Source organism: Flavobacterium sp. FG19, from assembly GCF_057809475.1.
Genome location: NZ_JBMDKA010000035.1, coordinates 1 through 23,603, shown reverse-complemented (window position 1 = coordinate 23,603; position 23,603 = coordinate 1). Strand labels below are relative to the sequence as shown.

At 36.2% G+C, this 23,603-nt stretch carries 19 protein-coding genes; 11 read left to right on the top strand and 8 right to left on the bottom strand.

Features of this window, described 5'->3' with window-relative positions; translation table 11 throughout:
* The first annotated feature begins 5 nt into the window (after nt 1-5).
* Nucleotides 6-638: a hypothetical protein gene (locus ACODST_RS24455; protein WP_488934712.1), complete on the top strand. Its 633-nt coding sequence runs from the start codon at nt 6-8 to the stop codon at nt 636-638.
* A 16-nt stretch (nt 639-654) separates the two neighbouring features.
* Here the strand turns inward: ACODST_RS24455 and rlmH are convergent, their stop codons facing one another.
* From rlmH to ACODST_RS24420, 7 genes are all read right to left on the bottom strand, one after another.
* Nucleotides 655-1,128, bottom strand: coding sequence for a 23S rRNA (pseudouridine(1915)-N(3))-methyltransferase RlmH (rlmH, locus tag ACODST_RS24450; RefSeq protein ID WP_354592408.1), 474 nt, complete (start codon nt 1,126-1,128; stop codon nt 655-657).
* A gap of 209 nt (nt 1,129-1,337) precedes the next feature.
* Nucleotides 1,338-1,640: an antibiotic biosynthesis monooxygenase family protein gene (locus tag ACODST_RS24445; RefSeq protein ID WP_488934711.1), complete on the bottom strand. Its 303-nt coding sequence runs from the start codon at nt 1,638-1,640 to the stop codon at nt 1,338-1,340.
* 579 nt (nt 1,641-2,219) lie between these two features.
* The gene (locus ACODST_RS24440; protein ID WP_488934710.1) at nt 2,220-3,635 is read right to left on the bottom strand and encodes an amidohydrolase family protein; all 1,416 of its coding nucleotides are present in this window, start codon (nt 3,633-3,635) and stop codon (nt 2,220-2,222) included.
* A gap of 384 nt (nt 3,636-4,019) precedes the next feature.
* Nucleotides 4,020-4,304, bottom strand: coding sequence for a GNAT family N-acetyltransferase (locus tag ACODST_RS24435; RefSeq protein ID WP_488934709.1), 285 nt, complete (start codon nt 4,302-4,304; stop codon nt 4,020-4,022).
* A gap of 5 nt (nt 4,305-4,309) precedes the next feature.
* Entirely contained in the window at nt 4,310-4,705 is a 396-nt protein-coding gene (locus ACODST_RS24430) for an OsmC family protein (RefSeq protein ID WP_488934708.1), read from the bottom strand.
* 3 nt (nt 4,706-4,708) lie between these two features.
* Nucleotides 4,709-5,590 (bottom strand): pirin family protein, encoded by an 882-nt coding sequence (locus ACODST_RS24425; protein WP_488934707.1) that lies wholly within the window; start codon nt 5,588-5,590, stop codon nt 4,709-4,711.
* A 297-nt stretch (nt 5,591-5,887) separates the two neighbouring features.
* Nucleotides 5,888-6,988, bottom strand: coding sequence for a DNA alkylation repair protein (locus tag ACODST_RS24420; RefSeq protein WP_488934706.1), 1,101 nt, complete (start codon nt 6,986-6,988; stop codon nt 5,888-5,890).
* Between the two features lie 204 nt (nt 6,989-7,192).
* On the opposite strand from ACODST_RS24420, the gene nadC reads away from it, so the two are divergent.
* From nadC to priA, 5 genes are all read left to right on the top strand, one after another.
* Nucleotides 7,193-8,050, top strand: a complete 858-nt coding sequence (nadC, locus tag ACODST_RS24415) for a carboxylating nicotinate-nucleotide diphosphorylase (protein ID WP_488934705.1) — start codon at nt 7,193-7,195, stop codon at nt 8,048-8,050.
* 128 nt (nt 8,051-8,178) lie between these two features.
* Nucleotides 8,179-9,102 (top strand): YihY/virulence factor BrkB family protein, encoded by a 924-nt coding sequence (locus ACODST_RS24410; protein WP_488934704.1) that lies wholly within the window; start codon nt 8,179-8,181, stop codon nt 9,100-9,102.
* Between the two features lies 1 nt (nt 9,103).
* On the top strand, nt 9,104-9,532 hold the full coding sequence (locus ACODST_RS24405) for a DUF2147 domain-containing protein (RefSeq protein ID WP_488934703.1): 429 nt from the start codon (nt 9,104-9,106) through the stop codon (nt 9,530-9,532).
* Nucleotides 9,533-9,546: 14 nt separating this feature from the next.
* Nucleotides 9,547-10,290 carry a subclass B1 metallo-beta-lactamase gene (gene bla-B1-FLAV / locus ACODST_RS24400; protein ID WP_488934702.1) on the top strand — a complete coding sequence of 248 codons (744 nt, stop codon included), beginning with the start codon at nt 9,547-9,549 and terminating at the stop codon, nt 10,288-10,290.
* Between the two features lie 25 nt (nt 10,291-10,315).
* Nucleotides 10,316-12,766: a replication restart helicase PriA gene (priA, locus tag ACODST_RS24395; RefSeq protein ID WP_488934701.1), complete on the top strand. Its 2,451-nt coding sequence runs from the start codon at nt 10,316-10,318 to the stop codon at nt 12,764-12,766.
* A gap of 5 nt (nt 12,767-12,771) precedes the next feature.
* Here priA and ACODST_RS24390 read toward each other — a convergent pair whose 3' ends face one another.
* Entirely contained in the window at nt 12,772-13,470 is a 699-nt protein-coding gene (locus tag ACODST_RS24390) for a LytR/AlgR family response regulator transcription factor (RefSeq protein ID WP_343697676.1), read from the bottom strand.
* A gap of 175 nt (nt 13,471-13,645) precedes the next feature.
* Between ACODST_RS24390 and rpsF the strand changes: the two genes are divergently transcribed.
* The 5 genes from rpsF to ACODST_RS24365 form a co-directional block, all read left to right on the top strand.
* On the top strand, nt 13,646-13,987 hold the full coding sequence (rpsF, locus tag ACODST_RS24385) for a 30S ribosomal protein S6 (RefSeq protein WP_068842999.1): 342 nt from the start codon (nt 13,646-13,648) through the stop codon (nt 13,985-13,987).
* 5 nt (nt 13,988-13,992) lie between these two features.
* Nucleotides 13,993-14,289: a 30S ribosomal protein S18 gene (rpsR, locus tag ACODST_RS24380; protein WP_135220366.1), complete on the top strand. Its 297-nt coding sequence runs from the start codon at nt 13,993-13,995 to the stop codon at nt 14,287-14,289.
* Between the two features lie 67 nt (nt 14,290-14,356).
* The gene (rplI, locus tag ACODST_RS24375) at nt 14,357-14,797 is read left to right on the top strand and encodes a 50S ribosomal protein L9 (RefSeq protein ID WP_488934700.1); all 441 of its coding nucleotides are present in this window, start codon (nt 14,357-14,359) and stop codon (nt 14,795-14,797) included.
* Between the two features lie 146 nt (nt 14,798-14,943).
* Nucleotides 14,944-15,417, top strand: coding sequence for a DUF6495 family protein (locus ACODST_RS24370; RefSeq protein ID WP_488934699.1), 474 nt, complete (start codon nt 14,944-14,946; stop codon nt 15,415-15,417).
* Between the two features lie 1,228 nt (nt 15,418-16,645).
* A partial coding sequence (locus ACODST_RS24365; protein ID WP_488934698.1) for an Ig-like domain-containing protein occupies nt 16,646-23,603 on the top strand: 6,958 nt, incomplete at its 3' end.

Genomic DNA, 23,603 nt, shown 5'->3' with positions numbered 1-23,603 from the left:
AAACTATGAAATATTTCACTCTAATTATTGTTTTCCTTCTTTTCTCCTGCGGGAAAAAACAAGACGTTTTATTGCCAAAATCAAACGTTACAATTGTAAAAGATGTTCAGGATCATTCGCCAATTTATATCTTTTTTAAAACAGAAGGAAGAGACACAATCGCCGATTTAAACCGAAAAAGCGCCATCATTTCGACCAATTGGATTTTGAATATAGACAAACGCCTTCCTTTAAAATTAGTGATTCCGCAAGTAGTGAAAATGCAGGATAAAAAGCGTAATGAAAAAATGCATCAGAATGAAGAATCTGAAAACTATTATTCTTATGCGGATTCTATTGGAAAGAATTTAGCTTTTCTGCCCTTCACGAAAGTGTTTTATCAAATGGAAAAACCAAAGTTTGGAGTTGAGGTTTATTTTAAAAAGGACAATTCGATTTTGGTAAAAGGTATACCGGTAAAAAGAGAAGAATTGCAGAATTATTTAGACAGTTTGGATAGTGATAAACCGAATAAGTATATGTTTTGTTTTGATAAAAACATGAATTACGATGCTTATATAAAAAACATGATTTTCATAGGAACTTTAAAACTTCCTATTCCAGAAATGAACTTAACAAACGAAGAATTCATCTTCTAGAACTGAACACTATTTTCTACTGATGATGATAAGGTTCATTTCGTAAAATCGTAAATCCGCGGTACAATTGTTCGATGAAAAACAAGCGAACCATCTGATGTGAAAACGTCATTAGCGAAAGCGAAACTTTTCCCTGTGCTTTTTTATAAACGGTTTCAGAAAAGCCGTAAGGACCGCCAATTACATAAACCAAAGTTTTAACGCCGGAATTCATTTTCTTTTGTAATTCTTCGGAAAAACCAACACTGGAGAATGTTTTTCCGTTTTCATCCAATAAAATCAACTGATCGGTTGGAGAAAGTTTGGATAATATCAATTCGCCTTCTTTTTCCTTTTGCTGACTTTCGGATAAGTTTTTTACGTTTTTAATATCGGGAATAATCTCTAATTCAAATTTGATGTAAAATGACAAACGTTTGGTGTAATCGTCAATCAGAGTCTGAAGCGATTTATTATCTGTTTTGCCTATGGCGATGAGTTTGATGTTCATTAGATTGTTTTTTTAGCCACAAATTGCACTAATTGCCACGAATTTAATTTAAACACATAGAGACATAGTTTCTCTTGTTCTGTAAAAGGCGTTTCACTTATTGTAATACACATAGCTATGTGTTAAAGCTTGCTTTTTTTGTAATCTTAAACAGAAACAATGATGTCTATGTTTCTATGTGTTTAATTTTTTAAGACAAAGCATAGCTATTATTTTTTATTTTCAAAAACCGTTTCAAAATGTTCTACAATTGGAAACGGCTCGTAATAATGATGTAAAATATTTTTCCATTCCAAATATGCTTCAGAAGTTCTGAAACCTACAGTATGATCTTCAAGTGTATTCCAGTCTACCAACAAAAGATATTTATTTTCGACTTCGAGACACTTTTCCAAACGATGTCCTAAATAACCATCAATTGAGGAAATGTATTGGCTTGCTTTAGTGAAATCAGCTTCAAATTGATTGGCTAATTCTGGTTTAACGAAAAGGAATGCTGCTTCTAGAATCATATTTTATTTTTTTTTTTCACGCAGATTTTATTTTTAACAGTTTGGTAAAAGAATCTGCGCTAATCAGCTTAAATCTGTTTAAAATCTGCGTGCAATCCCACACAGATTAGTTTTTTAATTTTATCTGCCAAATCTGCGGGAGAAATTATACTCTCGCAGATTCAGCAGATTTTATTTTTATAATATTTTGAACAATAAAGGATCTGCACTAATCAGCTTAAATCTGTTTAATATCTGCGTGCAATCCCAAACAGATTAGTTTTTTAATTTTTATCTGCTTTATCTGCCAAATCTGTGGGAGAAAAATATACTCTCGCAGATTCAGCAGATTTTATTTTTATAATATTTTGAACAATAAAGAATCTGCGCTAATCAGCTTAAATCTGTTTAAAATCTGCGTGCAATCTCACACCGATTAGTTTTTTAATTTTTATCAGCTTTATCTGCTAAATCTGCGGAAAAAAAATATACTCTCGCAGATTCAACAGATTTTATTTTTAATATTTTAGAAAAAAATCTGCGTTAATCAGCTTAAATCTGTTTAAAATCTGCGTGAAACTTCGCATAGATTTGAGAGTTTTAGTTTTTAGAAAATTTCGTTTCAAAAGCTTTAAAACGATTATCTAAATCTTTGATTAATTGTTTTTTAACCGATTCATCCTGAATGAAACTGTAATTAATACTATTGTAAACGTACTTTTTGATCGTTTCATAATTTACATCAGGATATCTTTTTGCCAATAAAACATATTGCTCCGTCATATTGCTTCTTAAAATTCCGGCATCGTCTGTACTGATAACAATTGGTACATTAAAATCTTTATAAAGTGTAAACGGATGCCTGTTTTCTTTTACTTTTAAAATGAATTCATTGCTTGCTAAATTGATTTCAATCGGAATATTTTTTTGAGACATGTATTTCAATAAATCATACGAATTAGCTTCATAAGCCATATCCACTCCGTGTCCAATTCTGTTAGCGCCTGCAACATGAATAGCATCATTGATGTGCCATGTTAATTCTTCCGGCTGGACTAAACCTAAAGTCAATTCGCCTGCGTGAAGCGTATATTTTACGTCTGGAAACTTAGAATGACAATATTTAAACATAACCATATGAAGCCAGTAATCTTTCATAGAAGTTTGTCCGTGCTCCGGAGAAACGATATTTACACCAGCTGTCAATTTACTTTCGCTTGAGGAAATAAAAGCAATCACCAGGTTTTTGAATAAATCTACCGGTTCCATAAAACGCAGTACAAAGTTTTGATAACGCATGGTAAATTTTTCGTCATCCATTTTTAGGTCTTTGTGCAGTTTTGCTATGAAATTAGTATTGAAATCATCAGCGTACTTTTTAGCCTCTTTTTTCTGAAGTGATTTATACAATTCATCCAAAAGTTTCAGAACCGCTTTTTCGTCTTTCTGACTGGCAGCCTGGCGTAGATTTGTATTGAAATCAGCTAAATCAGAAACATTCATATCACACGGAATCGTAGATAATTGTGTTTCGATATAAAGGACATTTTCGGCAATCGCACGTTTTTTTAATTCCAGCATTCCTTCTGCAAAATGCCCCTGAATGGTAGGTTCAAATTTCATAAAAGAATCAAAAAACTGATCGTCAGAAGGAACAGAACCATTATAATCTTTAACCGACCAGGTCTGCATAATCTGCTGTTCGTAATAGTCTAATTTCCCTTTGTTTCGAATAGAGGAGAAAGTTTCCCAGTTTCCGTCTGCGGGTTTGGTTTTAGAAACGGCCATAGTTTTCAGATTCAGATAAAAGTCTTCTGCAATCGCTCTTTCTAAAAGCGGTTCTGCATAAACGGATCCTGAAAAATGATGGTGTAAATCGCCTCCTTTTGGCATTTGTTGAAAGAAAGCGGTTAAGAGGGCTTCATTATTTCTGATTTTTTCTAAATAACTGGCAGCCGATTGAGAAAAGCCGATTTGCGCTATTAAAATACAGAAAAGCGTAATTATCCTTGTCATACTCTAAGATTAAATTACGCGCAAATATACGACTTTCTGCGAAAATTTGAAAACTGAATTTTGTTGAGGTGTTTTTTTACCGCAAAGAGCGCAAGGTTTTGTTCTAAGCATAACTTAATAGAAACGCAAAAGTTCGCAAAGCTTTGTCTAAAAAAAACTTTGCGAACTTTGCTTAATTCTTTGCGTGCTTTGCGGTTAATTTTATTTTTTGCAGTTGTTGATTTTTACAGCAAAGAACGCAAGGTTTTGTTCCAAGCTAACTTAATATAAACGCAAAAGTTCGCAAAGCTTTGTCTAAAAAAACTTTGCGAACTTTGCGTAATTCTTTGCGAACTTTGCGGTTAAAAAATCTTAGAACCTTAGCATCTTAGTATCTCAGCACCTTTAAGAAAAAAGTACATCACGTATTTCCTCAACTTTATCAAAAACACTTTTTGCAAAAGGACAAAGCGGGATAATTTTCAGATTGTTATTTCTGGCATATTCTACAGAAGCCATCACTAACTTTTTTCCAACACCTTTTCCGTTGAATTCCGGGCTTACTTCTGTATGATCAATGATGAATTTTGAATCGCCTGCCCACGTATAGGTCATTTTTCCAGCTTCTTTTCCGTCTTCTACTGCTTCAAAATAGCCTTTTCTTATATCGTTTATTTGTTGAATTTCCATGATTGTTATATTAGTGTGGTTTTGATTTCAATTGAATGAGTCAATGTTTTATGAATCGGGCAGCTGTTAGCAATTGTTTCTAATCTTTGTCTTTGTGTTTCGTCAACGTCGCCAATTACTTCGATTTTTCTTGTAAATACTGATACACCTCTTTCAGAATCTCTTTCGAAATCAATTTTGACATCGATTTCTTCAACATTCCATTGCTTACGATTAATGTACATTCGTAAAGTGATAACGGTGCAGGAAGCCAATGAAGCCGCTAAAAGTTCTGTTGGATTTAAGCCTAGATTTTTTCCGCCCAATTCCTGAGGTTCATCAGAAATTAAAACATTATCGCTGGCAGATTTTATTTCTGTACGATACAAACGTGTATCTATTTTTGCTGAGATCGTATCCATAAATTATTTGATTCTTGGTTCAGGTAATGGCACAAATTCAGTTTCTCCCGGAACTTTTGGGAAAGTCTGTTCTGTCCAGTCTTTTTTTGCTTTTTCGATGAGGTTTTTGTCTGATGAAACGAAGTTCCAAAAGATAAAATGTTCTTCTGGGAACGGCTCTCCACCAAAAAGATATACAGTTGAATTTTCGGCAATTTCAAATTCGCAAAGAGAAGCTTCGGTTGTAATTAAAATTTGTTTCGGATCATAAACATGTTCGCCATTTTTGATACTTCCTTCCAAAATGTACAAACCGCTTTCACCAAATAAATGACTTCCGATATTGATTTTTTTAGCTTCTTTACTTTTGATTTCAATAAAATACAACGGACTATAAACTGGAACTGGAGATTTTTTCCCAAAAGCTTCACCGGCAATTAATTTGTATGAAACGCCATCTTCCTCCCAAGCCGGAATATCATCTGCTTCAACATGGGTGAAATTTGGATCCATTTGCTCTAATTCTTTTGGAAGTGCCACCCAGATTTGTAATCCGTGAAGCATTTTATCTGAATGTCTTAAATATTCAGGAGTTCTCTCAGAATGAACGATTCCTTTTCCGGCTGTCATCCAGTTTACGGCGCCTGGTTTTATTTCCAATTCGGTTCCTAAACTGTCGCGGTGCATAATACTTCCTTCAAACAAAAAAGTAAGCGTTGAAAGTCCGATATGCGGATGCGGAGGAACATCCATATTTTCGTGGTCACTTAAATGTGCAGGCCCCATATGATCGATAAAAACAAATGGTCCGACAGCTCTTTTTTCACGGAAAGGCAGCAAACGACCTACCATAAAATTACCAATATTGGCAGCACGTTCTTCGATAATTAAACTGATATTTGACATGTGGTATTATTTGATTTGAAAACAAAATTACAGTGGTGATAGAAATCTGTAACTTAATTTAGATTAAGAAAGCTTGTTTTTTGTGTTAGCTATAAAAGTAGGGAAAATGTAGGATAATTCAAATGGTTGATTTTTATGTTTTTACTTTTTTTTTTTTGTCATTTCGACGAAGGAGAAATCTTCGTAAGAAACTCTACAGAGATTGGATTCTCGTTGCGGAGCTACTTGTGGAGATTTCTCCTTCGTCGAAATGACAAACTCGACGGTTAAATCATAATAATTTGTAAAATTTGTATTTTAATCAATCAATTCAAATTCCAAAACCTCACTCTCTGTTCCATTAATAATAATCGACAATTGATGCATTCCGGTGTAAAAAACTCGGGTAGTAATCAATTTAAAAGACTGATTTCTTTCAATCTTAGTTAATTGATTCGGATGATAGACCTTTTCACTGATTTTAAAGACTTTTTTAGCCAAATGACCTTTTGCTTTTTTGTAATGCACAGCGTATTCTAAACGAACGGTTTTTGGTTCTTCGTTTGTATTGTTTAAATGAAATTGAAACTGAAGATAATCCCCAATTTTTACTGTTGGTGTTTTGATTTCGAAAGAAGAAAGTTCGATATTACTGCTTTCTAAACCATAATGACTCAGGATTTCGGGATGTCCTTGTTTTAATAAAGTCCGGCATCCGTGTTTGATAATTCCGTCTGTTTCATTGCTGTGACCTTTCCATTTCGAAGCAATTTCAAGTACAATCTGCGGATTATCTTTGGCAATATCATTTAAATTATTGGCAACGCTTCTTCGAACATATTCTGAAGGATCGTTTTTTAGATTTTCTAAAATAGGAAGAATAGAAGAGGGATCTTTTTTGAGAAACGGAATCGCCATGGCCCATGGTAATCTTGGACGTGAACCTTCGCTTGCCAAACGTCGTACATGATGATTTTCATGCAGTGACCATTTAATCATTTCATCAATCATTTGTTCTTTGTATTTTAAAATGAAAGGACGAACGGCAAATTCACAGCTTATAAACTGGGTTATCGAAACAAAGGCTTTCTTTGAAGTTTCAAAATCGTCTAAACCGTACATTTCGATATAATCGGCAAAGAAAATGAAAGCCAGATTGCTGTCTGCAAAATTGTTTTTTCTTAAGTTTTCTATGATTTTATCGATTAAAGCAGCGGCTTCAGGAAAATTTTGAGGTATAAACTGATGAAAAACCACAGTAGTGTGTTTCATTCTTTCTTTCCATTCTTTTTGAGCAAAACGGCCATCGAAAATGGCATCAATGAATTTTTGTTTTTCGAATGCCGGATGGACTTCAGCGACAGCTTTGCTGAAATTTTCGTAAAAAGAAACCGAGTAAATATCTTTAATTAATCCCATGATTTTTGTTTGAATAAACCTCAAAGATATTTAATTGATTTCTTATTAAGAGGATAAGTTTTGTTAAGAATTGTAACTTTATTTTTTATGCGATCTTAAGGGGTTAAAGAGAGATATTTAATGTTTTAAGTAATTTTTCGCAAAAAGTAAACTTTTAATTCCATAAAATATGTCCTAATTTAGCGTATTATTAAAAATAAGAAAATGATAAGCGAAGCTCAATTTCAGGAAGAATTACAACTTTTAATACGTAATGCCATCAGAGAGGATGTGGGGACAGGAGATTACAGTTCACTGGCCTGCATTCCGGATACGGCTCACGGACAGGCAAAATTATTGGTAAAAGACCAGGGCATTATTGCCGGTGTTGAACTTGCTAAAATGATATTTGAACATGTTGACCCGAAACTAAAAGTAAAAACTTATATTGAAGACGGAACACATGTAGAGTACGGTGAAGTTGTTTTTGAGGTTTCGGGGAGTTCGCAGTCTATTCTGAAAGCCGAAAGAGTGGTTTTAAATACCATGCAGAGAATGTCTGCTATTGCAACTAAAACCAATCAATATACACAGCTTTTAGAAGGAACCGGAGCAAAAATTCTGGATACCCGAAAAACGACGCCAAATTTTAGAGTGGCTGAAAAATGGGCAGTGAAAATTGGGGGAGGAGAAAATCATCGTTTTGCCTTGTATGATATGGTAATGCTGAAAGATAATCATATTGATTTTGCGGGAGGAATTACCCGTGCTATTTCTAAGACCAAAGAGTATTTAAAAGAAAATAATCTTGATTTGAAGATAATTGTGGAAGCCCGCAGTTTAGATGAAATCAGGGAAATTCTGCAGAGTAATGGTGTTCACAGAATCCTGATTGATAATTTTAATTACGAAGACACCAAAACGGCAGTCCATTTGATTGGTTCGAAATGCCAGACAGAGTCTTCAGGAAATATCAATGAAAAAACGATCCGTGAATATGCGTTATGCGGTGTTAATTATATTTCTTCGGGAGCTTTGACCCATTCGGTTTACAATATGGATTTGAGTTTAAAAGCTTTTTAGGGAGTTATGTCCCGAAGTTTCGGGATGAGTTATAAGTTATGAGTTTGGTTCTGAAACATATTCAGTTTAGGTGTAAATCTAAAAATCTATCCCGAGACTTCGGGACTAAAATCTAAAATCAAAAAGATATGTCGCAAGAGATAGAAGATCGGATTGAAAAACTGCCTGTAATTCGCAATGCAGCCCGACTTTTAAAAAGAATAAAGCTTCCCTGGTTAGAAGGTTTTTCACTATATGATTTACTTGAAATGTACACTTTAGGAATTCTGGAAGGTGCATTTTCCTATCATGCCAGTGCGGTTTCTTTTAGCTTTTTTATGGCTTTGTTTCCTTTTGCACTGTTTATTCTGAATTTAATTCCGTTTATTCCGATAGATAATTTTCAGGAAGATTTTCTGCAGTTTGTACAGCAGAGTGTGCCTCCTAACACTTTTGATGCCATTAGTAAAATTATCAGCGATATCCTGAATAATAGTCATTCCGGTTTATTGTCATCGGGTTTTTTACTTTCTATTTTTTTAATGGCCAATGGTATTAATGGAATTTTGAGTGGTTTTGAATCGTCTAAACATGTTTTTGATAAACGCGGTTTTTTCAGACAGTATCTGGTAGCGCTGGCTATATCGCTGCTCATGACTGTGATCTTGTTTGTTACAGTGGCTACAATTGTTGTTTTTGAGGTTTTTATTCAAAAAACAATCATCCAGGATGTGCTAAGTGACCGTATACCGTTAATTATTTTAGGACGGTATTTGTTTGTTATTCTGATGATTTTGATAACATCTTCAATATTATTACGTTATGGTACAAAGCAGTACAATAAAGTGCCTTTTATAAGCATTGGTTCTGTTTTTACTACGGTCTTAATTGTTATATCTTCGTTTTTTTTTGGGATTTGGGTTATAAAATTCTCAAAATATAACGAACTTTATGGTTCAATTGGGACATTATTGATTCTAATGTTTTACATTTGGATAAACTGTATGATTCTGCTTTTAGGGTTCGAATTGAATGCTTCTATCAGAAAATTAAAACAAAAAAAAAATAAATAGTATGAAAAAATTGATGCTGACTATCGGAGTGTTTTTCTTTGCGCTGACCATGCAAAGCCAGGGTGTAATTGGAAAATGGAAAACTATTGATGACGAAACTGGAGAAGCAAAATCTATAGTAGAGATTTATGAGAAATCAGGAAAAATCTATGGTAAGATCGTAGATATTCTTAGAGACAGTCATAAAAAAGACGTATGTGTAAAATGTGAAGGAGCAGAAAAAAATAAACCTATTCTGGGAATGGTAATCATAAACGGCCTAAAGAAAGATGGTGATGAATATAACGGCGGTACTATTTTAGATCCTACCAGCGGTAAAAAATACAAATGTTATATTTCTCTGGAGTCTGCCGATAAATTGAAGCTCAGAGGTTATGTGGGAATCTCTTTAATGGGAAGAACACAGTATTGGGCAAGAGTAAAAAATTAATTTTTAAAAGCTAAATGCGAAGAGTAGTATCGTTTATTTTATTCTTAGGCCTCATTTCAAATAGTTTTGGACAGTCTGAGAATTCGCCATTACAAATAAGTCATCTTACGGGTGACTTTTATGTTTACAGGACTTTTAATGAGTATAATGGAAGTAAAATTTCTGCCAATGCCCTATATCTGGTAACTGATAAAGGAGTGGTTTTATTTGATTCTCCCTGGGATAAAACACAATTTCAGCCTTTGCTGGATAGTATAAAAGCAAGGCATAATAAAGACGTTGTGATGCTTTTTGCAACACATTCACATGATGACCGTGCAGGAGGATTTGATTTTTACAGCAAAAAAGGAATCAAAACCTATTCAATTCAGTTAACAGATGATATTCTCAAAAAGAACAAAGAGGGGAGGGCAGCGTTTATTATTCCAAATGATACTACCTTTACGGTTGGACAGCATACTTTTGAAGTTTATTATCCCGGAAAAGGTCACGCACCTGACAATATTGTGGTTTGGTTCGCTAAAGAAAAAATACTTTACGGGGCTTGTTTTATAAAAAGTGCCGATGCTGAAAATTTGGGATATTTAGGGGATGCCGATGTAAAAGAATGGAAAAAATCTATTAAAAAGGTAAAGGACCGATTTAAAAATCCGGTTTATATTATTCCGGGACATGATGACTGGATCAATATAGAATCTTTAAATCATACTCAGACAATGATTAATGAGTATCTGGCTAAATCTGTAAACAAAAAATAACAATCTGCTCCTATTATATAATTACATGTTTTTTATCGAAGTTATTTTACCGCTTTCCTTAGCAAAAACGTTTACTTACCGGGTTTCTGAGGCTGAATTCCATTTTATTAAAAAAGGGATGCGGGTGGCGGTGCCTTTTGGTAAAAGTAAAATTTATACCGGACTGGTGCTGGAGGTGCATGAGAATGCCCCGACTTTGTATGAAGCTAAAGATATTCATGAGATTTTGGATGAAAAGCCTATTGCAACCGAAATACAGCTAAAGCACTGGCTTTGGATCGCTCATTATTATATGTGTGGTATAGGCGATGTTTATCGAGGGGCTTTTCCGAGCGGATTATTACTGGAAAGTGAGACGGTTGTTTCGCATAAACCGGATGTTATTGTTAATGATTCCGAACTTTCAGATGACGAGTTTTTAATTTATGAAGCCCTGCAGCATCAGAGTTCACTTAAAGTTCAGGAAATTGCAGCTATATTAAATAAAAAAAATATACTTCCTGTTCTTCAAAAGCTTATTGCGCGGGATGTTATTTTTCTGGAAGAAGAAATAAAAGAGAGTTATAAGCCTAAACTGGTCCGATATGTAAAACTGCATTCAAAATACGAATCAGATAAAGGGCTGGAAGAATTGCTTGCCGTTTTAAAAAATGCCGCAAAACAAAAGGAAATTGTTCTGGCATATTTTCAGATTATTGCCGCAGAAAAGAAACCTGTAACTGTAAAAACGCTTGTTGAGGCCTCAAATGCCGGTTCAGCAGCTGTAAAATCTTTAATAGAAAAAGAAATTTTTGAAGAGTATTATTTACAGCAGGACAGAGTTTTATTTAACGGCGAAAAATCAGGCAGAGAGCTTCAGTTAAGTGAAGCTCAGGGAAAAGCTTTTGAAGGCATAAAAGAGCGTTTTCAGGACAAAGAAGTGTGTCTGCTTTATGGTGTTACTTCCAGTGGGAAAACAGAAATTTACATTAAATTAATTGAAGAATATCTGGAAACCGGAAAGCAGGTATTGTATCTGCTGCCTGAAATTGCGCTAACAACGCAGTTAGTTTCCCGTCTGCGCCTTCATTTTGGTGATAAAGTAGCTGTTTTTCATTCGAAATACAATAACAATGAAAGAGTAGAAGTCTGGAAACAAACACTTGAAAATTCAGAGAAAGCACAAATTGTGATAGGGGCGAGATCAGCCTTGTTTCTGCCTTTTAATGATTTAGGACTCTTAATTGTAGACGAGGAACACGAGCAGACTTTTAAACAATCAGATCCGGCACCCCGATACCATGCGCGTGATGCAGCTATTGTTCTTGCCAATTTTCATAATGCCAAAGTACTGCTTGGATCTGCAACACCAAGTATTGAGACTTATTTTAATACACAGACAGACAAGTACGGTTTAGTAACACTTACCGAACGCTATAAAAATGTGCGTCTGCCGGAAATTGTTTTAGTGGATCTAAAAGATAAGTATTTCAGGAAAAGAATGACAGGGCATTTCAGCGATCTGCTGATTGAAGAAATTGCAGAGGCTTTGTCTTTGGGGGAACAGGTGATTTTGTTTCAAAACAGAAGAGGGTATTCTCCGATAATTGAATGCATGACCTGCGGACACGTACCTCATTGCCAGCAGTGCGATGTGAGTCTGACATTTCATAAACATAAAAATCAGCTTCGTTGTCATTATTGTGGTTATGCCATTGCCAAGCCTACTAATTGCCATAACTGTTCCAGTGTAGATCTGACTACAAAAGGTTTTGGTACAGAGCAGATAGAACAGGAGCTGACGGCACTTTTTCCTAAAGCAAAAACGGCCCGTATGGATCAGGATACCACAAGAGGTAAATTTGGTTTTGAGAAACTGATTGATAAGTTTAAAAACAGAGAAATAGATGTTTTGGTAGGTACACAGATGCTGGCCAAAGGTCTGGACTTTGATAATGTAAACCTGGTTGGAATTATGAATGCGGATAATATGCTGCATCATCCGGATTTCAGGGCTTTTGAGCGCAGTTATCAAATGATGACACAGGTGGCAGGGAGGGCTGGAAGATCCCAGAAACAGGGAAAAGTTGTGATTCAGACTTATAATCCCAATCATAATACGATTCAGCAGGTTACAGACCATAATTATATAGGTATGTATAAAGAACAGTTGTATGACCGCCAGATTTACAGATACCCGCCTTATTTCAGGATTATAAAGCTGACTTTGAAGCATCGTGATTACGATAAACTTAAAGAAGGATCTATGTGGCTGTATAAGGTTTTAAGTCAGAATCTGGCTATGCCGGTTCTGGGGCCTGAAGAACCGGGAATCAGCAGGATACGGAATGAATATATACGAACTATACTCATTAAAATTCCGCAAAACCTGCATTTAGGAAACACAAAAAAAACTATTCAGAAAATGTTGAATAGTTTTGAGGCTGTGGCTCAGTACAGAGCTATTAAGGTGGTGGTAAACGTCGATTTTTATTAAAAAAGTTAAGACGGTGTTGATAACGCTTTTACCAGGTCTTCTTTTTTGTTTCGGCTGAGCGGAATTTTAGTAATTCCGATTTCGGCAAATTTACTGTTAAAGCGTTCTACTTTATCAATATTAATGATATAGGATTTGTGAACACGAATGAATTTGTCTTTTGACAGGTCATTTTCAAAAGATTTCATGGTTGAAAGAACCAAATTGCTGTCGTCTTCGGTAACTACTCTTACATAGTCTCCAAAAGCCTCAATCCATTTGATTTTTGCGGTAAAAATTTTAAGCTTCTTAAGGTTGCTTTTAATGAAAATATGTTCACCTTCTTCTTCTTTTACTTCTTTTTTAAGTAAATGCATATCAATGGCTCTTTTTACAGAAGCATTAAAACGGTCTACAGCGATTGGTTTCTGCAGGTAATCCGTAGCGTCATAATCAAAAGCTTTTAAAGCATATTCAGCTTTAGAAGTAATAAATATTATCTGAGGTTTAGATTTTAAACCATCAAGAAAGTCAAAGCCGTTAATAACAGGCATTTCTATGTCAAGAAATATTAAGTCAATATTATTCAATGAGATACAACTTTTTGCTTCTATTGCATTAGAAAAATCCCCAATTAAATGCAAGCCTGGGTGATTATTAACTAATTTTGCAATAATGGTCCTTTGTATAGAACTATCATCTACAACAACACAGTTTAGTTTCATAACTTTAAATTTAGAATAAATTCAGGATAGCAGTAGTAAATGTATTATTTTTTTGTAAAAAAAACTAAAAACATTACACATTTTTTGCGTTACAACGAATAATAGAGATTTTGTGTTGTATATTTAAAAATAATAATTACTTTTGCACCCAATTTTAACAAATAAAGTTTTTATTATGAATCATTATGAAACTGTTTTCATTTTAAATCCCGTTTTATCTGAAGTTCAGGTAAAGGAAACAGTAACGAAATTTGAAGAATTTCTTACTAGTAGAGGAGCTGAAATGGTATCGAAAGAGGATTGGGGTCTTAAAAAAATGGCTTACGAAATCCAAAACAAAAAAAGTGGTTTTTACCATTTATTCGAATTCAAAGTAGCTGGAGAAGTTCTTTTGGCTTTTGAAACTGAATTTAGACGTGACGAAAGAGTGATGCGTTTCTTAACTGTAAGTTTAGATAAACATGCTATCTCATGGGCTGAAAGAAGAAGAGCAAAATTAAAATCTACTAAAGCGTAATTATTATGTCTACAATTGAGCAATCTGCAAAAGGAAAAAAAGACGGAGATATCAGATATTTAACGCCTTTAAACATTGAAACTAACAAAACTAAAAAGTATTGCCGTTTCAAAAAATCTGGAATCAAATATATCGATTATAAAGATGCTGATTTCTTATTGAAATTTGTTAACGAGCAAGGGAAAATTCTTCCTCGTCGTTTAACAGGTACTTCATTAAAATACCAAAGAAAAGTTTCTGTAGCTGTAAAAAGAGCTCGTCACTTAGCTTTATTGCCATACGTGGCCGATTTATTAAAATAATTAAAAACTCTAGTCGCTGGTTTCTGTTAACTCAGAACCTAACTTCTAAAATTATAAGGACAACAACATGGAACTTATTTTAAAACAAGACGTACAAAACTTAGGATTTAAAGATGATGTAGTATCTGTAAAACCAGGTTACGGACGTAACTTTTTAATTCCTCAGGGATTTGCTGTATTAGCAACTCCTTCTGCTAAAAAAGTTTTAGCTGAAAACCTAAAACAAAGAGCACACAAAGAAGCTAAGATTGTTGCTGATGCTAAAGCTTTAGCTGAAACTATCAAAGCTCTTGAAATTAAAATTACTGCAAAAGCTGGTGGAGAGAAACTTTTTGGTTCTATCACTAACATCGATATTGCGGAAGCTCTTGAGAAATCAGGAAATGCGATCGATAGAAAATTCATCACTAGCGGTATTGTTAAAAGAATTGGAAAATACAACGCAACTATCCGTTTGCACAGAGATGTTATCGTTGATTTACCATACGAAATTATTGCTGAAAAGTAATAGTTTTATACACGATACAGGAATCCCGATGAAAATCGGGATTTTTTTGTTTAAAGAAATTTTAGATAGTAATAATTAGACTTGCAGCTGATAGCTTGAGCATTTTGTTTAAAGCTTCCAGAGAAAAGTATAAAGCTTAAAAAGAAATGAAATACGCCAGATTAACAAAAGAACAGTTTGATGAATTACATGCTGAATTTGCCAGTTTTTTAGCAGCTCAGGCAATAGACAGGAAAGAATGGGAAGAGCTTAAAGAGAATAAGCCGGAAGTGGCAGAACAAGAGCTGGATGTGTTTTCAGATTTAATTTGGGAAGGGGTTTTAGGTAGAGCAGAATTTTTGGAGCATTTTTCAAAGAATCATATCTTTTTGTTTCAGTGTTTTGATACTTATGTAGAATCAATAGTTTTGAAATCGCTGGTCTCCGATACCGATTTTTTAACAACAGAAGGTTTGCAGTGGCTTAGTGATAATATGTTTACAGAGAATATTGAAATGAAGGTGGGGAAAAAAGTGTTTACAGAGGAACGGAATGCGTCTGTATTTGAACTGATCAGGCAGGGGGCTTTCTTAAGTGACGGGCAGTTGTTTGTTCAGATTAATTCAATTCTGAAATCTTAAGATTTAATTAATTCATTTTCAAATATTTAGTAATTGGGTAAACGATGGTGTTAAATTGTTTACCCTTTTTTGTTTTTTTTAACTTTTGTTTAAACTTCTTTGTCTTTTTTTACCCGTATTTCTACGTGTTTTTTTTAGAATGTTTAAAATTTTAAGATTTTAGGTAAAAATAGTAAGTTATTAGATTCCAGTGCTTTATTATGTTAAATTTCAATCGTTTGAAATGAATATTTTGTAGTAATTTTCTTTTATTTTGATAGATTTAATATAAAAGGAATTGTTCTATGAAGCTCCGTAAACTGGGCTTTTTTATTTGAAAAGTATTGTTTTTTCTTAAGTTGAAGCTTCTTTATTGATTTGCTTTTTATTTTTTATTTCAAAAAAATAAGAATTTTATACTTGTTTTATTGTTTTCTTTTTTCTAATTTTAGAATACAAAAGTTAAACAAACTTGATGGTGTAAAAAACACAGAAGCTTTTTAACTTTTCCAAAAACATTTTTTGCACTAACTAATAGGAATTTAAATAATAACTTAAATCGCCTGCTTATGGAACTGACAGTTACTCTTATTATCAAGTTTACATTAAGTATTCATATTTTAGCTTTATTTTTTATTATTCTGAAGAAAACTAAACTTCTTCTCCCTTTTGATTTTCTTTCTTTTATTACAGACTTTTTTCTAAAGTCTTTGTTACCCAATTTTCAATATCTAAAATTTAGTCGATATCATTGTTGACTTTGGTGTTTTTTTTCTGTTTACAATTTTTGTAATACAGTCAGACTAATTTAATGCGTTTACTATTTTGAATTTAATGGTGCGAGTAAGCCTAATGCCGAAAAGTAAAATTCAGTAAGAAAGACTAATCAACTTTCTTTTAAGATAGTAAACAGATTAGATATTGTAAGCTTAGAATTTTCCCTATACTAAAAATTTTCACTGCGAAAATTTATCAGATCAACTCCGTTTGGAAGTCAGGTTCAGACTTGTATTTCCTAATAGGTTCAGGCCTCTTTTTGCTTTAGCGAAACGAATGGGACCTACCTGTTTGGGATATGCGTACACATAAATATCAGGATTTTTTTATACAAATTTAAATTACAGTCTTTATGAACTAAGGATTTTTTTTAAGGGTTTAACTAATTGATTTTTAGCGTTTTTTTAATTGCCTAAGTATACGTACTTATCGCAAGAGGTATTTTATTGTCCATTTTCTAATCTTCCAAATTATGAAAAAAAATTTTACTTTTTATGATCTCCTTCTTCAGAAGAGATTATTTGGACTATTGTTTTTATTCTTATTATACAATAATGCATTTTCGCAGACTATTTGCAGACCTGTGTCTCAAACCAATAGTCAGGGTGGGTTATTGTGTGTAGGATTAAATGTTGATAGCCCTGCCAATGCTTATGACAGCGCTGGCTTAACGACCTATGCTACTCTGACAAACGCTGTTGGGGTGGGTTGTTTCGTTGAAGAAACAATGACCTTAAATCAGACGGCGAGGGCCGGAGATCAGATTGCTGTTTATTTTGGCACCGGGAATGGTTTATTGGATCTTGGATTATTATCCAATGCTTCTATCCAGGCTAAAATGTCAGGCACAAATGTAGGTTCCAGTGTGGCTCTGAATAGTCCGCTGCTGAACCTTAATTTATTATCTGGTAATACCGTTGCAGTTGTGAAATATACGCTGCCGGCAGATGCTAACCAGATTCAGATTCAGGTTGGCGGCCTTGTAAGTTTACTCGTAAGCTTAAGAGTTTATGACGTTCGCTTAGAATTTGCGCAGCCTGTCGTAACAAATGGTTTGTCACAGACAGTTTGTTCCGGCTCGGCGGCTACTCTAACTGCAGCGCCTGCTGCAGGAACTACATTGGCATGGTATAGTTCTATAGGGTCGACCACTCCTTTAGCAACAGGAAATACTTATACGACACCTGCTTTAACAGCAACTACTACTTATTATATAGGAATTTCCAGAGCCGCAGGCTGTGAAGGAAATGTTCGCGTACCAGTGGTTTTAAACGTTTCTAATCCTGTAGCTCCGGCGGTTAATAATTCAGGAACTTCTATTTGTTCTACAGGAGCCACTCAGCAGACTACGTTATCACTTTTAAATCCAATACCGGGAACAATATACTCCTGGTATTCCTCATCATCAGGAGGGACAGCTCTGGCAACAGGTACAACGTATTCTCCAACAGTTCCTTTAGGTACAACAACTTTTTATGTTGAAGGTGTAATAGGGAGTTGTATAAGTCCAACCCGTACACAGGTTAACGTTGTTTCTACAGCTGTTCCGGCTGCACCAACAATATTAACCCAAAGTGTTACCATACAATCAGGACAGAATGCTACCTTAAGTGCAGCATCTTCTGAATTGGGAGTACAATTAAACTGGTATGATGTGCCAACGGGCGGAACCGCTCTCGCAGTCAACACTACTACCTATACTACTCCTATTTTAACAGCTACAAAAACTTACTATGTAGAAGCTCAGAGTCCAAATGGAAGCTGTGTAAGTAATTCGAGAGTTCCGGTAACAGTAACAGTTCAGCCGGCAGCTTTAGGAGGTTGTCTTGAAGCAAGCAGCCAGCTGACAACTCAGAATGGTTTGTGTTTATTATGCAGCACAACAAGTCCAAATAATTCTGTTGATGGAAATCCGGCAACAGCAGCCCGGCTTACTGTTCCTGTTGGATTAATTAACGGATGGATTCAACAGACTCTGCAGTTTACTAATCCGGGAAAAGCGGGTGATATTGTTGATGTTGATTTAGAACTGCCTGGAGGTTTGGCAGATCTTTCATTATTGGGAGCTGTTAGTCTGGCTACTTATAATGGAGCTACTTATAATAATGACAGAGTATCTGTAAACAATCCTTTAATTACTTTACAAGTATTAGCAGGAGATCGTTTTAGAGCGAGTGTGGTAGCCGGAGCTAATTTTGATCGTGTAGAAATTCGATTAGGAGGTTTGGCAACAGTTCTTACTAGTGTCGATATTTATCAGGCAGCTTATCGATATAAAGTTCCGATAGTTACTGGAAATAAAACCATTTGCAGCGGTTCAGCTACCACATTGACAGCTTCTCTTGCTGTTGGTGAAACTGCTAATTGGTATAGTGCTGCATCAGGAGGGCCTTCATTAGCTGCTACGGCGGCATTTACAACTCCGGCATTAACAGCAGACACTACTTATTATGTAGAAATAACAAGAAATGGCTGTGTTAATAGTGAAAGAAATCCGGTTGAGATTTTTGTCAATGATCCTGTACTTCCAACAGTAGCATCATCACCAAGTACTATTTGCAGCGGACAGTCAACAACTTTAACAGTTCAGTCTCCTGTTGCAGGGACTACTTATAATTGGTACGATGCCGCATCCGGCGGAAATTTAGTATTTACAGGAACATCATATACGACACCAGTCTTAACTACTAATACAAATTATTACGTTGAAGCTGTAATTGGAAGTTGTTCTACTCCAACACGTGCGGCGGTAAATCTTATCGTAAATGCACTGCCGGCTACTCCTACATTTGCTTCATCTGATGTTATGATACAATCGGGACAGACGATCACATTGTCAGTTTTGAATCCGGTAACAGGAGTACGATACAATTGGTATGATGTACCAACAGGCGGTGCTTCAATAGCTTTTGATGCGACCTCTTATACACCTAGTCCGGTTTTAACAGCTAACAAAACGTATTATGTAGAAGCTGTAGATATTTTAACGGACTGTACCAATCCGGTAAGAGGGATAATAAATGTTACCGTTATAGCTAATACAAGTACTTGTTTACAGGCAGGTACCCAGATAACATCTTATGATCCTACTGTACCGGTATCATTATGTATTGGGTGTATTGTTAATAATCAAAATGATTCGGTTGACGGTGATATTGATACTTACTCAGAGTTTGTAGTACCAGTTGGAATTGGAGGTTATATTCAGCAGCAATTAATTTTTGCTAATCCAGGTGAGACAGGAGATATTATTGATGTCGAATTAGAAGTTCCGGGCGGGCTTCTTGATATTGACGCTTTATCGTATATCAGTCTCGCAACTTATAATGGAGGAACTTATAACGGCGACAGAAAAGCAATCAATAATAATTTATTGAATATTCAGCTGTTGTCCGGGAATAAGTTTAAAGCAAGTTTTACAGCGACAGCTCCATTTGACAGGATAGAGGTAAGATATAATGCAGGAGTTTCATTATTGACTAGTCTATATGTTTATCAGGCAGCCTATAGATTTCCAAATGCAGTTATAGCAGGAGCGTCAGATCCAATTTGTGTGGGACAGACCGCTTCGCTTACAGCTTCTTCTACAGGAACAGAAACTTTTACATGGTATGACGCTCCAACAGGAGGAGCGATCGCAGCTGTTAATCCAACAGCTCCTTTAACTTCGACTACAACTTTCTATTTAGAAAGTGCACGAGGTACCTGTATTAATAGTTTACGTCAGGCGGTAACAGTTACAGTACTGCCAATTCCTACTGAAAATGATGTTATAGTAACAACACCTATTCAGGCCACTTGTGCCGGAACTGCTGTTATAGCTCCTACATCGACTATTACAGGAGCTCAGTTTAAATATTACACAAGCGATACTAAAGCTCAGGAAATAATTACCGGAACTAATTTACCTGGTCAGCCGGGAGTAAGTTTTACAAAAGATGCCGGTACCGGAGCTTTGACAATAACTGGTTTAAGTGCCTCAGGAACCCCTTATACTTATTTTGTATCTATTTTGAATGGAGGTACCTGCGAAAATGTAAGCGGAGATTTAAAAGAAGTAACCGTTAATTTTCCGGCAACTACAGTGGTAACGGTAATCCCTGGCACTTTAGAAGCTTGCGGAAGTGCGAATTTAAGAAATGGTATTACTAATTTTGATTCCAGCGGAAATACAACCTATACCTTCTATGATCCTTCCAACAATGTGATAACAGCAGATGCTGCAGCCAATATCACGGTGAGCGGCGTTTATTCAGTTGAAGCTCTTGAAAATGGAGACACCTGTACTTCGGCAAGACAAAATATAACAGTAAATATTAATGCCTTACCAACGTTGACTATAACTAACCCGCAGGAATCAGTAAATGTGGGTTTGAGTGTAACTTTAGCGGCTGTTTCAAACGGAACAGTAACCTGGTATGATCCGCAGGGGAATCTTTTACCAGGTGCATCAACAGGAGTATTAAACACTCCGGGCGTTTATACATATACAGCCGTAGCGAGTAATGGAATCTGTACAGCTACAGCTGTCAAAGTAATTAATGTAATAGATCTTAGCAGCTGTCAGTCTCTAACAGAAAGAGTGTATGCAGATGCACAGACCTTCGGGAGAATTATTACAGGAAATGTAGCAGACGGACCCAATGCAATAGATGGAAATCCACAGACGTATTCTACCATTGAAACTGGTGTAGGACTTTTAGGAGTAGGGACAACCTGGCAGGATTTAACCTGGTCAGCACCAATTACTAAAGGAACGCCGGTTACGATTAAACTTGGATCAGAGTACAGTTTATTGGCAGTAGGCCAGAATTTATCAGTAGTAGGTATGATGGGAGGTACTCCTATAGGAGCTATGCAGTCCGTATCAGGTTCACTATTGAATTTAATTTCCGGAGACAATACGTATGAATTTACTTTTGTACCTTCAGATGCTTCAGGTCCGCAGGATTATGACGGAATTCGTATTCAGTCAGCTTCAGTTGTAAGTGTTGCTCAGAATACTAAAGTATTTGATGCTCATTATAACAAAACTGTTTCGAGTGTTGCCTGTACTCCGGGAGATATTCGTGATATTTTCTACGGAGCTACAGATGTAGGACTTCCGGTTGGAGCTGTTACTGCAGCCGTAGGGGTAAGTGAGCCATGGCATATTGCAGATAATGATATCACGACTTTTGCTACCATGTACAGCGGGGCAGGAGTAGCTGCTGCCGCAGACCTGACAGTAGAATTTAAAACACCATCTGTAGTAAGTGATACTTTGAGAATCGTGGTTTCAAAACCGGGAACTCTTTTAGATGTTAATGTGCTAACAGGATTTACAATTCAGCGCTATTTAGGAAGTGTTGCAGTTGGTGCTCCAATTCAAAATACAAGTACATTGTTAAGTCTGAGATTATTGCCGGGGAATACAATGGCAATGGTTTTAGTTTCTTCACCAACGGAAGTATATGACAGAGTGAGAATTCGTTTTGGAGGAGTAGCAGGAGTTTTGGAATTCCTGCGTGTACATACTGTAGAACGAGTAGCCAATACAACGGTCGTAGGAGCTGATCTGGATAACAAAATAACAGTCTGTCCTGGAACAGATATCACGCTTCAGATCCCTGAAGAAGCCTGTTCAACCTATATTTGGTACGATGCCTTAACTGGTGGAACAGCCCTTGCTACAGGACTTACTTACACAATTCCGGCAAACCTTGCAGCAGGAACTTATAAATACTATGTCCAGCCAGTACGTTACGGCTGTGAAACTTTTACAAGAGGAGAAGTAACTGTCGAAGTAAAAGCATCCTCTCCGATAAATACTTTAACTGATATTACCTTAAATGGAGGAGCAGATACATCAATTTGTTCTCCTTCAGGAACCGTAACGTTAGCTACCAGCTTAAGCGGAACACCGGTTTTAACAAATCCGGTTTACTACTGGTATAGTTTTAATGGAACTACAAGTGACTTAATTCCGGGAGAAACTACTTCTGAATTAATTATAAGTGGACTAACTCCCGGAACTTACACCTATTATGCAGGAGTTAGTGGTGATCAGTTTTGTGAAACTGCTGAAGCAGACAGAAAACAGATAACCTTTACAATACTGCCGCCTTCGAATGTAAATGATATTTTGGTTGACGATTTGACTGTTTGTCATAGTGTTCCGGCTTCATTAACACCAACAGCACCAACTTTAACGAATGGGGTATTTACCTGGTATTTAGATGCCGCTAAAACCCAGCCAATTACAGATGGTTCAGTTATAGGGGGAGTTACTTATACAATTGATGCCGCTGGTGTTTTAACAGCAGTTGGATTAACAAAAGCGATGAGCCCGATTACTTATTATGTTGCCGTTTCAAGTGATACTACCTGTGAAAATCTTGCAGGAACCTTACAAGATGCCGTTATTATCATCAGCGATCCAAATACACCAACTACTACAGATGCTTCCCAGGACTTCTGTTTAGTTAATGCACCAACTATTGCCGATATCCAGGTAAATGAAAGCGGTGTCGTTTGGTATAGTGCTTCTACAGGAGGAACGCCAATAGCTTCAACGACAGCTTTAACAACTAACACGTATTATGGAGCAGCTACGGATGCTGTTACAGGTTGTGAAAGTAGTGTAAGACTGGCTGTTGCCGTAACGGTAAGCGATCCTGGCACACCAACTACAGCCGATGCATCACAAGACTTCTGTTTAGTGAATGCACCAACAATTGCCGATATCCAGGTTGATGCACCATCAGCCGGAAACACCATTGTATGGTATACCGCAGCGACAGGAGGAGCCGCAGTTCCAAGCACTGCCGCACTTAGCACCACTACCTATTATGCCGCATTCTTAAATGCTGCTACAGGTTGTGAGAGTGATACAAGACTGGCTGTTGCCGTAACGGTAAGCGATCCGGGCACTCCGACTACAGCCGATGCTTCACAAGAATTCTGTTTAGAAGATGCACCGACTATTGCCAGCATCCAGGTAGATGCACCGATTGCCGGAAACACTATTGTTTGGTATACAGCAGCGACAGGCGGAAGCGCCGTTGCGTCGACTACCGCACTTAGCAGCACTACTTATTATGCTGCTCTTTTAAATGCCGCTACTGGCTGTGAAAGCGATACAAGATTGGCCGTTGCCGTATTGGTAAACGATCCGGGCACACCAACTACAGCAGACGCTTCACAAGAGTTCTGTTTAGTTAATGCGCCTACTGTTGCCGATATCCAGATCGATACACCAGCTACAGGAAGTATCGTTTGGTACACTGCAGCTGCAGGAGGAGCTCCAATAGCTTCTACAACAGCTTTAATAACTACTACCTATTATGCTTCGATCTTAGATCCGGCGACAAATTGTGAGAGCGCTGTAAGACTTGCTGTTGCCGTAACGGTAAGCGATCCTGGCACACCAACTACAGCCGATGCATCAC